Source organism: Methylovulum miyakonense HT12 (assembly GCF_000384075.1).
Classification (GTDB): Bacteria; Pseudomonadota; Gammaproteobacteria; order Methylococcales; family Methylomonadaceae; genus Methylovulum; species Methylovulum miyakonense.
In genome coordinates this window covers 1377117-1389722 of the sequence record NZ_KB913025.1, presented here as the reverse complement: position 1 = coordinate 1389722, position 12606 = coordinate 1377117, and the positions used below count along the sequence as shown (strand labels likewise).

The following is a 12606-nucleotide window of genomic DNA, read 5'->3' as shown; positions in this document are numbered from 1 at the left end:
TATTATTTTTCCGTAGGTGCAAATCATTGTGGTGACAAGGTCGGTAAGCAATTTTCCCGGAGTTTTTCAAATTGTTGGGTGATTTTTTCAGGCATGTCAACCCATGATAAGGGCATTAACCCTTCATCCATGCCAGATTCCCTGACACGCCGGGCAATGGCGCCAATATCAAAAGCGTAGATGGGCAGGCTGGCCTGTAATGCCAACGACAGTGTGTAGCTATACGTTTCAGGCCATATTGACGGCAACCAAACCACATGGGGGTTTAAGCCATTAAGCTTATCCAGGGCTTCATGTTCCAAATATTTACCGGTGACCACAACCCCGGCCTCCTTAATCAAGGCATCGTGCATGGTATAGCCCATCACGATAAATTCTATAGGCAGGCCTTGTTGCTGCACCCGCTTGGCACTCGCCAAAATGACATTAAAACCTTTAATCTTGCCGATGGCGCCAATAATGACCACCCGTAGTTTCTGGTTAGGTTCCAACTGTGGTTTTTTTACTTTGATGGCTTTTAAATCAATGTCTTCGTGGGGCAAAACTTCAAAATTGATGCTTGGAAGGTAACCCGCAAGACGATCCGCAACATCTTGGTCAGGGACAACGATGCGGTCAGCCAACGCCAAGGCTTTTCCATGCAAAGAGCGCCATTCACGGATATTCTTAGTGCCGAAATCTGAACCGCGTTCAAGCAAGCACCGGTTGCATCCCGCTTCATCGGGTTCACCACAATAGCGGCCATCTTCATCAATCAAATTAACCCGTGGGCAAATCACTTTATAATCATGCAAATTGATTTTCCACGACGCGCCTAATTCTTGGACAAGCTTATGCAGATGTAACGATGCATCGGGCATAAAATCGACCAGGCTATGGGTATGGATTTCGGTAATCCTTAGTTCCTTCAGGAGGGCGGCAAGCGTTGATATTTCTGACAATTCAAACGGATTGATATTAGGCAGCGAGCGGATAGCTGGATGGCCAATATTGACCTGGGTTGGACGTTTTGCCACGGGACGTAAGGTAAAAACGCCATGGCCTTGCTGGTTCAAATTGATAATGTCTTCCTGCATCCGCCGCTCAGAACCACCACCACGGCTATGGCAAACCAGCAGGACATTTTGTTCCCGGCACATGCGCTGCAACCTAACCGTATCGAGCCGGCAACGGCCTTCTTTTAGGGGATCCTGTTTCAGGAAAATATCAATGTCTTTCCTATAGCGCGGATATTTTTTGTCCAATGTCTTAAGGGCCGCTTGGACGCGCATGGCTTTTTCGCCCTGAAAAGACGCAGACCCCACATGCCGGACATAAATGTCGCTAGCAATAATATTGTGCCAACCTTTACGGATGGCACGCTGGCAAAAATCGTTTTCTTCGCCATAACCTTTACCAAAAGCTTTCTCATCAAATAGGCCGACGTTTTTTAAACAGTCCCGTCTGATATACATGCAAAACCCTACCCCTGTTGGCGCTTCTATTTCCTTGCCGGCATTGACTGCCGCTGCCAGCGCGTCAATTTCCGCGTAGCTTAACTCCAAAGGATAGGGGTTATCATGCAGGGAGTTCGGATAACTGCATATGGTGGCATTATTGGATAGCGGGGTGACCGTAGCAGTCTTGGGATTACGGTGCGCCGCCCTATGCAACCGGTCTAGCCAACCATCATAGACTTCGGTGTCGGCATTCAATAACACGATATGGCGGTCTTTATGCAAACGCATCCCTAGATTAACAGTTTGCACAAAACCAAGGTTTTGTTGGTTGATGATTAATGTGAATAACCCCATGCCCGCCAATTTCTGCAAATCTTGGCTTAGGTCTTCATCAGGGCTGGCGTCATTAATAACAACCAGTTCGAAAGGCAGGTCGTTAGACGATTCCAACGTGCTATGCAGGCAACGTAAGGTTTCAATCCGCCCTTTATAGACGGGTACGATCACATCAATGCCCGCGCCTGCGATACGGGCACGCGGCATAAACGCAGCCCAGGTCTCGTCATCCGGCAAGGTGAGCAGCGGCAACTCCCCTATTTCCATTTCTGGCAGCTCAACGGTTTCCTGTTCCGGCAAGGTGCTGCGCCCTTCCAAACGGCCATAAAACAAATAGTGCAAGAGGGGGTTCATCCGCGCCGCGACCACATCAGGGGAAGTACGCAAATAAAAGGAGCCATCGAATTGCGGGCAGGGGGACCGGCCTTCAGCGCCGCCCCACTTCAGGTAATGGATCAACGGATCATTCCCGCTACGCAGGACATCCTTGTTGTTGGATAGATAAAAATCAAGGTCAAACCAGGCACTGGGGGACGTTCTCCGATACCGTCCCACGTAACGGTAATGGAGCAAGGTGTTCACATATAAGCGCCTTGTAGGGCCTGACGCCTTTGTCCGGTAATAGACCGGATCAAAAAGCGCCATCGGCAAACGGCCTTCCTTATCCCCATACCTGACATAATGCTGCAAGCCTTTAATATTGCTGGCGGCAATATCACTATTTTTTTCAAGATAATAGGCATTGTCGAATAGATCGGCACCTTTGATGAGACGAATTAGCAAGGCGTGATAGATAGTCCGTAACCTCAACACCTTACAGCTTATTTTCAACATCCAAAGCAAGGACATGATGTATTCACCGCGCCATGCCCTTATTGTTTCCAGAATTGTCATGTGGTTACCTGGGTTTCATCCGGTGTCTTCATTGGCAGAACCGATAGCCTAAGAAAGGTATTTAATTATTGAAAATCCAATAATTTTTGGCGGCCGTTCATCTATGTCATCAAGCCCATAGTAAGTCATCCCCTCATTTTTAAGCTCCGCCTACTTCAAGAACACGCGGGCGCCGAGGCCCATCTGGTAGATCATGGTGGCGAACTCCTTGAAGACCTGGCGGTATTTGGGGTCGACGGCGGGCAGCACCATGATCTCGTCGCCGGGGCGGATGTCCGGTTCGCTGAACCAGCCGGAGCTGGCCTCGGTGTCCTCGAAGCTGCCGTCGCGGTGGGCGATGACGATGCGCGAGGTGTCGGCGCGCTGCGAGTAGCCGCCGGCGGTGGCGATGTAGTCCTCGATGTCCTTGTCGGCGGCGAGGGCGACGGTGTTGGGGAACATGACTTCGCCGCTGACCAGGACGAGGTTGTCGACGGCGGGGATGCGGATGACGTCGCCGTTCTCCAGCAGCAGCCGGTCGATGTGGTCGGCCTGGGCGAGCAGCACTTGCCCGCTGGGCTGGATGCTTTTGGCGCGGTCTATCCATTGCAGCATCATGGCGGCCTCTTCGGTGCGCAGCTGGGCCTCTTCCTGGGTGCCGGAGCGGGCGGTGAGGACGCTGGTCTCGAGGTGCTTGAGGGTGCTGTCGAGCATGTCCTTTTGCCGGGCGATGATGCTTTGCCGGAACAGTTGCAGGCTGTTTTTGTCGGCGCGGTCGTTGTAACGGACCTTGGCCATGAGCGTGCCCAGGCGGGTGCCGTAGGGGACGACGTATTCCTGGGCGCTGAGGTGTTCGCCTTCGACGCGCACGGTGATGGTGCCCTGCTTTTTGTCGGCGGTGAATTCGATGGTGTCGCCGCTGCGCAGGGGGACGCGGGCGGCGTCGGCGAGCGGGTAGTATTCGACGTTGGAGGGTTGCCGGTGTTGCGGGTGACGCGCACATGGGTGGCGGTGGCCATGGGTTTGGCGAGCCGGGCGAGGTCGGCGACGGTGGCGCCTTCGCTTGTTGAATTCGTAGGCGTTGGCGCGGTGGCGCTCGACGCGCCCTGGCGCGTTGACGACCATGCGTCCTCGTCGCTCGCTCGAGGCACCGAGGATGAGGCCGCTGCGCACGATGAGGGCCGCCGTGATGCTGCAGTGGACTGACCGCGTCGAGGATGGAGGCGTAGCGGGCGGGTGCTGCGTCGGCGCGGTTGACCGGTTGACCGGCTGCGCCTGGAGACGGGAAGCAGCCGCGTTCGACGTCGATGCCCGGCCTGGCCGGGTCGAGGTAGTGCAGCAGGCTGTCCATGCTGGTGCCGCTGTAGAGCCCGGGGCGGTTGACGAAGCCGCCGACGACGAGACGCCGCGCACGGGCTGGGCGGCGGCGAGGCTGGCGTAGCTGTAGACGTTGGGGCGGGAGACGCGGCGTACGGCGGAGTCGACGACGCGCTGGAGGTCCTGGTTGCGCACGCCCAAGACTTGCAGGGGGCCGACGTGGGGGACGAAGATGTTGCCTTGGGGGTCGACGGTGAGCGGCGCGTCGTATTCGAAGGCGCCCCAGAACCGGACTTGGATGTTGTCGCCGACGGCGACGGCGTAGTCGGGGTTGAGGTGGCGCCCTCTCGCCACCGCGCAACCGAGCCGGTGAAGAGGTTGGCGCCGAACACGTCGCTGGCGAGGTTGGGCGCTGTAGTCGTACTGTTGCGGCGCGGCTGGGTGGTGACCCTGGGCGCGGCGGGGCTGCCGGGCGGGACGGTGCCGGTCACGGGTGCGGCCCGCCGCTGGCGCGGCCTGGCGCGGCGGGACGGGCGGCGCGGGGCAGGCCGAGGGTCTGGAAGATGTCGAGGCCGTTGCCGGCGGCCAGGCCGGGGCCGGCAGGCCGGCGAGCAGCAGGGCGCAGGCGGCCAGGAGGCGGCGCAAGGGGCGGCGGGGCGGTTCAGGGTGATGGCGGTCATGGCGGTGTCAGTCCTTGTGGTCACGGATGATGGCGGCGAGCAGGTGGAGGATGCCGGCGGCGAGCAGGATCATCAGGAGGGAGACGGCGCTGTTGTAAAGGCGGCGCGGCTCCAGCGGGTATTCGGGCAGGGTCGGCGCTTGCAGGACGGACATTTTCTTGAGGGTCCGGGAGGCTTCGAAGCGGCCTTTTTCGAGGGCGGTCAGGGCGGTCTTGTAGAGGTCTTGGGTAAAGCCGGCCTCCATTTCCAGGCGCTGGTATTCTTCGACGGTGCTGTTGAGGGCCTTGCCTTGGGGGGCGGCCAGTTTGGCCTTTTCGCTGGCGATCTGTTTTTCCAGGGCGCCGATCTGCAGGTTGAGCTCGACGACGTTGGCGCTGTCCGGCATGAGGTAGCCGAGCATGGCGGCGCGGCTGGTCTGCAGGGTGCTCAGTTGGCCTTCCATGGCGTTGACGATGCCGGCGAGGTTTTCGGTGGTGCCCTGCGGGGACACCAGGCCGTGTTTGTTCTGGTAGTTGAGCAGGGCCTGGCGGGCGGCCATGGTGGCGCGGTTGATGTCGCCGATCTGCTGGCTCAGGAAGTCGACCTGGTCTTTGGCCAGGCTATGGGCGAGGGCGTTCATGAACCGTTCGCCGTCCCTGACCAGGGCGGCGGTGATGGCCTGGGCGGTCTGGGGGTCGTAGCCCTGGGCCTTGATGACGAGCACCCCGGCGTAGTCGTCGTATTCGACGCTGACCCGTTCGAGGTAGTAGTCGTAGAATTCTTCGACTTCCAGGATGTCGTTGTTCTTGGACCACAGCCGCGACAGCAGGTCGTGCCGGGGGTCGCTGTAATGGTCGCGCAGGTGCAGTTCGGCGTCGAGCTTCTTGAGCATGTCCAGGGACAGCAGGTAGTCGCGCATCAGCAGCTGGTCAGGCTGGTTGCCGGCGCTGACGTTGCCCAGCAGCGTCCCCAGGTCGAAGCTCTGCCCGCTGTTCATCTCGGTGCTCTGGATGATCACATGCGCCTCGGAGATGTAGCGGTCGGACGCGTACAGCCCCCAATACCCCACCGACAGGCAGCCGGCCACGATGGCCGTGCCGAGTATCCAATGCCCTTTGAAGGCGTCCCAGAGGGTTGTCGTGTGTGTTTTTTTCATTGGCCAATACTGTCTTTGTAAGCGTTTAGGGCATCATCCAGATCGTCAAACCAATGGACCCGACCCTTGTCTAGCCAGATCCCGGCCGTGCAAAATTGCTTTAAGGCGCCTGCCCCGTGCGCAGCCATGATTAAACTGGACTGCCCCATAAGGTTATTAAAGGCATCGACGGCTTTTTGCCTAAAACTGGCATCACCTGTAGAAGTCGCTTCATCGGAAATATAGATATCGAACTTAAACGCCAGGGACATCCCAAATTGGAGTCGCGATTTCATTCCGGAGGAATAAGTCCTTACGGGCTCATCAAAGTATTTGCCTAATTCAGCAAAGTCTTGGATATATGCGAGCCTTTCAGGAATATCATCCTCGTGCCCGTGAATACGGCAGATAAACTTGGCATTCTGCCGCCCAGTCAATGATGGCTGGAGCCCACCAAAGCCCATAGGCCATGACACTCGGCTGCGGTGCTCAATACGACCACGGTTCGGCTTGTCAACCCCGCCGATGAGCCGAAGCAAAGTTGATTTTCCTGCGCCATTCCCACCAACAATCCCAACGCTGACATTTTTCGGGATAACAAAGGAAACATCTTCTAATATCCATCTGCTAGGGCCGTGGGTGGTTTGGTAACGTTTGTAGATATTTTCGACAATAATCATTTGGTTAATATTTTTGATGCAAAGCGGACTTGTAAAGCTAACCCCAAAAATATGGCAACGAAGGCACATTGATAGAGATAGAGCAAATTCGTTCCCGTTACCACATGGTAATAAGAGGAGACACCTAAACGGGCAACTTCCAAGCCATGGACTAAAGGGTTATAGAGTATCCATGTCCGATAAGGCTCGGAAATACTATTGATTGGCAACATCGCGCCTGAAGTCATCATAATAGGCATATTGAGCATAGCGATAATTTTGCCCATCTCAGGGATTAACTCAACGGCGACTGAACACACCAAGCCAAAACCAAGCCCCATTAGCCAGAGCCCCAAAAATCCAGACAAAACCATACCTGCATCATCGGGTATCAGGTCAACATCAAATAAAAAGACCGCACCGGCACAGGTAATTAGAATGATGATCAACGCCAAAAAACCTTCTAGGAAAGCACGTACCAAAAGGGAATCAATCGGCTTAACCTGCCGATATGCAAACAGCGTCTTATTTGCACCAATCGCCCCTTGTACTTGGGAAGCCGTCCGTTTGTATACGGAAATGAAGGTTAAGCCTATGATCAGCCATGCCAACACATCTATCCCACTGAGGACCTTGACACGGATGACCGTGAAAATGACAAGCATCACGGTGGTATGCAAAATGGGTTCTAGCAGCAACCAAACCGCAGCTCCACGTGTTGCAGACAAGCGGGTAATCGTTTCGCGCAGAAATAAAGCCTTCCATACGGACAACGTAACAGCCAGGGGAGTTCTTGTGCGCACATTTGAGGAATTTGTCATCACGGATGCTATAAGTGCTTGATATTTTATTTGAATTACTTATGGGTATATTGAAAAAATGGGTTGCCAGATATTGCAGGTGACTGGCTCAAGATGTGTTTTTCAATGGATTCAAGTGAGATAACCGCAGAAGGCTTTAAATCAATATACAACAAGATGGTATTTGTTATTGTGTTGGAAGAGATAGCTTATCTGTTTCGGTTGTGAGTCTATCATGCTGCAAGCAACGTGATCAATAGCCCGCTCGGTAAGCTAAATTTTTCCTGTAAAACCTTAAGTTAGTATCCTGTAGTTATAGCGCTTATTTTGATTACCCAAATTAAAGGCCGTACCGGCCATTGGCACATTCCTTTTGAACTATAAACACCACGCCCTGATTGAAAAAACTGTCCATAGCATACTATTTAAACTCTAATTTGCGTGTGATTAATTACCGCGCGGGCGTAACCAAAATGAGGTGATGGCTTCCAGCTACATTGCACAAAAACCAAATCATCCGGCCCGCCAGAAACGGCTTATCCACAACCCCATGCCATAATCTATTCCAAATTGTAAGCTTCCTTACATACTTACCCTAAAAAAATCAAATAGGTTCAATCACATAGGCACTGGCACAAGGTTTGCTTTTAACTCTATAATTAAAGCCATTGGGTCAAAGCCATGAAATCGACAAAAGACATTGCGGCGTTGTTGGACGAACCCGCTTGCGAGCATAACAAAAAGGAAAAATCCGGTTGTGCCAAGCCTAAACCCGGTTCGGCGGCAGGCGGTTGCGCGTTTGACGGGGCGCAAATTGCCTTGTTGCCGATAGCCGATGTTGCCCACATCGTCCACGGCCCCATCGCCTGTGCGGGCAGTTCGTGGGACAACCGGGGAACCCGCTCATCCGGCGCGGAGTTGTACCGCATCGGCATGACCACCGACTTGACCGAACAGGACATCGTCATGGGCCGCGCCGAAAAGCGGCTGTTCCATGCCATCAAACAAGCCGTGGACACTTACGCACCGCCCGCCGTGTTTGTTTATAACACTTGCGTCCCGGCTTTGATTGGCGATGACATCAACGCCGTGTGCAAATCCGCGCAAGACCTATGGGGCGTTCCGGTGGTGCCGATTGATTGCGCCGGGTTTTATGGCACGAAAAACCTGGGCAACCGGATTGCCGGCGATGCGATGGTCAACCATGTCATCGGCACGCGCGACCCAGACCCGTTACCCGAAAACAGCCCGATCAAAATCCACGACGTGAATTTGGTGGGCGAATACAACATCGCGGGCGAATTCTGGCACGTCTTACCGTTGTTGGATGAACTGGGCTTGCGCGTGTTGTGCACCTTGTCCGGCGACGCCCGTTTCCGCGAAGTGCAGACCATGCACAAAGCCGAAGTGAATATGATGGTGTGCTCCAAAGCGATGGTGAATGTCGCCCGTAAATTGCAGCAAAAATACCAAACCCCATGGTTTGAAGGCAGTTTTTACGGCATCACCGACACCAGCTTGGCGTTGCGTGATTTCGCCAAAGCTTTAAATGATGACGATTTGACCGCCCGCACCGAAGCCCTCGTTGCCCGCGAAGAAGCCCGCATCCGTGCCGCATTGGAACCGTGGAAAGCACGGCTGAAGGGCAAACGCGTGCTATTGTTCACGGGCGGGGTAAAAAGTTGGTCGGTGATTTCCGCGTTGCAAGATTTGGGCATGGTCGTGGTCGCCACTGGCACCAACAAATCCACCGAAGAGGACAAAGCCCGCATCCGTGAACTGATGGGCGAAGAAACCCTGATGATCAACGACGGCAGCCCGAAAGCCCTCTTGAAAGTCGTCCACGATTACAAAGCCGACATCCTGATCGCCGGAGGCCGCAATATGTACACGGCCTTGAAAGCGAAAATCCCGTTTTTGGACATTAACCAAGAACGGGAATTTGGCTATGAAGGCTACCAGGGTATGCTGGAGCTGGTCAGGCAATTGGCCTTGACGATTGAAAGCCCGGTTTGGGAAGCCGTGCGGGCGCCCGCACCTTGGAAAGTCAAGGCCGCTTAAGTTTTAAGGCGCCGCAGCGCATGGGCTTTCCATATAGGGACATGCACCTGAAAATCCAGGTGCATGTCCACCTTAACTTTTTAGCTATTTTCAAAGTTTTATACTTGCCTTGCCCCTACACCCCCCTAGCCAACAAACCCCACCATCCGTAAGCGGGCGCACACCCGCACAATTTGCCATACCACGCGCTTCCATCCTTATCATGCCCCCGCGCAAATGCGGTCAACTGCGTCTGGCATCACGCAAACCCCTTCCCTCCAGCATTTAAAGGCGCTTATAAAGACGCCTAGCCCAGACCTTTTCAGGGTTTAAAAGCCAGAAAAGCCGCTTAAAACATGAGCTGATTTCCTGCATATCCTTAACCTCTAGCGCCAGCAACGCCCATTTCTTGCCATTCCCCAAAAACAGGGTATTAACTCATCAATATTTGTGATATTTTTCACACTAATTTGTGTAATTTTTCACATTTTTATTGATGATTGAGGGTGGGGGAGCTTTTATGGAAAGCCGGAAGATAAAAATTTTTAATGGGATGGAATTCGATGTGCCCAGGCACGTCGTCAGGATAGACATTATGGGCCCAAAAACCACGCATGGCTGGCAAGTCCGTTATGGCAAGCCGTGGAAGTTTTTTTCCGACCATTCGGTGAATGGCACGGGCGCAAAACAGGCTCTGGCCAACGCGATTGATGAGCTTAACCGGCGTATTGCCACTTTGTCCGCCCCAACCCGGTTGAGGCAGCAGGCCACCAACCGAAAATCGTCTGACTTGCCGTCAGGCATCTCCGGGCCCATCCAGCGCCTGCGCAAAGGCCGGAACACGCCCAGTTATTATTTACAGGTGACACTGCCTGTATTCGGCGGCAAATCCAAGAACACCCAAGTTTACATTGGTTCGGAAAACACCCTGACCGAAGAGCGCATCCAAATGGCCGTGCTCAAATCGATTGCCTTGCGCAAACAGTACATCGCCAAATTCCAACATTCCATGACGCTATCGAAACGCGAAAAAATGCTGGCAAGCCTTGCCGGATAACCCGGCCTTCTTATCTTATAGGGCCAGCAGGGAAAAACGGCCTTTTCCCTCTGGACTTTCATGCGAAGCGTAACCAGCTTAAAGGTTTTGGGCGGGAAACGACCCTCTTTGGCCTGTACCGAAACCCGAAACGATCAGGCGGGCCGCCGCCCGCCCCTACGAAAACAACGTAGGCCATCCAATAGTGGCCAGAGCCTTAGGTTTGCACCCCGCAACGGCTAAATCACCGCCACTACCGACAATTCCACATAAGCATTAAGTTTTTGTCGGGTTTACGACAAAAACCAAGCGCACAAGCCCTTGTAAATTCAACATATAAATTTTGGCATCATGTTTGCTTTAGCCATAACAAGCCCTGTCACGCAGGAATTGTTGACTAAACGCCGCACCGCTAGGTGGCAACATGACCGAAATCCTCAAACGCAATAAAGCCCTGTCTGTCAATCCGCTCAAAGCCAGCCAACCGACTGGCGGCACCTTGGCGACTTTAGGCTTCAACCGGGCCATGCCCATGCTGCACGGCTCGCAAGGCTGTACGGCGTTTGCCAAGGTCTTCTTCGTGCGCCATTTCCGCGAACCTATCCCCCTGCAAAGCACGGCGATGGATCAGGCCAGTTCGGTGTTGGGGGCGGATGAAAACGTCCGTGAAGGCATCCGCGTCATCGCCGAAAAGTCCCGCCCTGCGTTGATAACCATTTTGACAACGGGTCTGGCTGAAACGCAAGGCGCGGACGTGCACCGCAACGTGCGTGAATTCCGCGAAGCCAATCCCGAATACGCCGATGTGGCGGTGGTGGCGGTCAACACGCCAGATTTTACCGGCAGTGTCGAAACAGGTTATGCCGTGACCTTGACCGAAATCATCCGCGCCTTGGTGCCGGACGCCAAAGAGGCGGGGACGTTTCCCGGCAAAAGAAAAAGGCAAGTCAATGTATTGGTCAGCTACATGCTCACGCCCGGCGATTTGGAAGCCTTGCGCGACCTGTTTGAGCAATTCCAACTGCGCCCCGTGTTCGTGCCGGATTTATCAGACTCCTTGGATGGTTGCCTAACCGATGACGATTTTAGCCCCGTGACCATCGGCGGTACGCCCATCTCGGAAATGGCGACCTTAGGCGATGCTTTGGCCACCGTAGTCATCGGCACATCCTTACAAAAACCGGCGGAATTGTTGGAGCAAAAAACGGGCGTAAAAACTTACCTGCTCGAACACCTGTATGGCCTGAAAGCCAATGACGCGTTGGTCTGCGCCCTAACGGAAATCAGCGGCCATTCCGTGCCGGAGCGCATCGAACGGCAACGCCAGCAATTGCAGGATGCCATGCTCGACACCCATTTCATGCTGGGGCAACTGCGCGTCGCCATCGCCGCCGATGCCGATTTGCTCGCCGCGTTTGTCGCCTTGTTGCAGGAAATGGGCGCCGAGGTGGTGGTGGCGGTGACTTCGTGCAATACGCCGTCACTGGCCAAGATCCCGGTCACCAGCATCAAGATCGGCGATTTGGAAGACATGGAAATCATCGGGCGCGCCAACAAAGCCCAATTGGTGATCGGCAACTCCCACGCCGTGGATACCGCCGGGCGTTTGGGCGCCCCGATTTTGCGGGCGGGATTCCCGCTTTACGACATCATCGGTGGCTACCAAAAAACCTGGATAGGCTATCGCGGCACCCGCCAGACCCTGTTCGATTTGGCGAACTTGGTCATCAATTATTCGCATGAAGAAATCCCCGTTTACCATTCGATTTACGGGCAAAAACCCGCCAGCGAGCAGGCCCAGTCATGTCACTGACCCGCCGCCTGAACATCGTGCCAGACTCCGATGAGGAAAAATTTATGCAAACCGCCTTAAAAATCGCTTTCGCGACCACCGATATGGAAACTGTCAACCAACATTTTGGTTCGGCGAAATCCTTTGCCGTCTATGCCGTGGACATGGATAACTCGCACATGCTGGAAGCTGCCGAATTTGGTGCGTTGAACCAAGACGGCAACGAGGACAAATTGTCAGTGAAGCTGGATTTGCTGGACGGTTGCGCGGCGGTGTATTGCCAGGCCGTGGGCGGATCGGCGATCAACCAGCTCATTGCCCGCAACATCCAGCCCGTGAAAGTGCATGAAGGCAGCAAGATCAAGGATTTGATCACGGATTTGCAAAACGAGATCAAAGCCGGGCCATCCAGTTGGCTGGCGAAAGCGATCAACCAACACAAAGGCCCGGATCCTGAGCGCTTTAACAAAATGGCGGATGAGGGTTGGGATGAATAATCGTAATAATTGTAGGTTGGGGT

General features: G+C 54.4%; 9 protein-coding genes. 4 read left to right on the top strand and 5 right to left on the bottom strand.

The features are described from left to right. Positions 1–23: 23 nt before the first annotated feature. The 5 genes from METMI_RS0107225 to METMI_RS0107205 form a co-directional block, all read right to left on the bottom strand. Positions 24–2669: a glycosyltransferase gene (locus tag METMI_RS0107225; protein WP_156829787.1), complete on the bottom strand. Its 2646-nt coding sequence runs from the start codon at positions 2667–2669 to the stop codon at positions 24–26. A 150-nt stretch (positions 2670–2819) separates the two neighbouring features. Further along, a complete protein-coding gene (locus METMI_RS26085; RefSeq protein ID WP_198007893.1) occupies positions 2820–4319 on the bottom strand; it encodes a polysaccharide biosynthesis/export family protein in 1500 nt (499 codons plus the stop codon). Between the two features lie 333 nt (positions 4320–4652). Then, positions 4653–5780, bottom strand: coding sequence for a hypothetical protein (locus METMI_RS0107215; protein WP_019865606.1), 1128 nt, complete (start codon positions 5778–5780; stop codon positions 4653–4655). After that, entirely contained in the window at positions 5777–6439 is a 663-nt protein-coding gene (locus tag METMI_RS0107210) for an ABC transporter ATP-binding protein (RefSeq protein WP_019865605.1), read from the bottom strand. The genes METMI_RS0107215 and METMI_RS0107210 overlap by 4 nt, the downstream gene beginning before the upstream one ends. After that, positions 6436–7239 (bottom strand): ABC transporter permease, encoded by an 804-nt coding sequence (locus METMI_RS0107205; RefSeq protein WP_040572773.1) that lies wholly within the window; start codon positions 7237–7239, stop codon positions 6436–6438. The genes METMI_RS0107210 and METMI_RS0107205 overlap by 4 nt, the downstream gene beginning before the upstream one ends. A gap of 660 nt (positions 7240–7899) precedes the next feature. Between METMI_RS0107205 and nifE the strand changes: the two genes are divergently transcribed. From nifE to nifX, 4 genes are all read left to right on the top strand, one after another. Beyond that, positions 7900–9279 carry a nitrogenase iron-molybdenum cofactor biosynthesis protein NifE gene (nifE, locus tag METMI_RS0107200; RefSeq protein WP_019865603.1) on the top strand — a complete coding sequence of 460 codons (1380 nt, stop codon included), beginning with the start codon at positions 7900–7902 and terminating at the stop codon, positions 9277–9279. A gap of 574 nt (positions 9280–9853) precedes the next feature. After that, positions 9854–10315, top strand: coding sequence for a hypothetical protein (locus METMI_RS0107195; protein WP_156829786.1), 462 nt, complete (start codon positions 9854–9856; stop codon positions 10313–10315). A gap of 403 nt (positions 10316–10718) precedes the next feature. After that, positions 10719–12107, top strand: coding sequence for a nitrogenase iron-molybdenum cofactor biosynthesis protein NifN (gene nifN, locus METMI_RS0107190; protein ID WP_019865601.1), 1389 nt, complete (start codon positions 10719–10721; stop codon positions 12105–12107). Next, positions 12098–12583, top strand: coding sequence for a nitrogen fixation protein NifX (gene nifX / locus METMI_RS0107185; RefSeq protein WP_019865600.1), 486 nt, complete (start codon positions 12098–12100; stop codon positions 12581–12583). Before nifN ends, nifX begins: the two co-directional genes overlap by 10 nt. Positions 12584–12606: the final 23 nt, after the last annotated feature.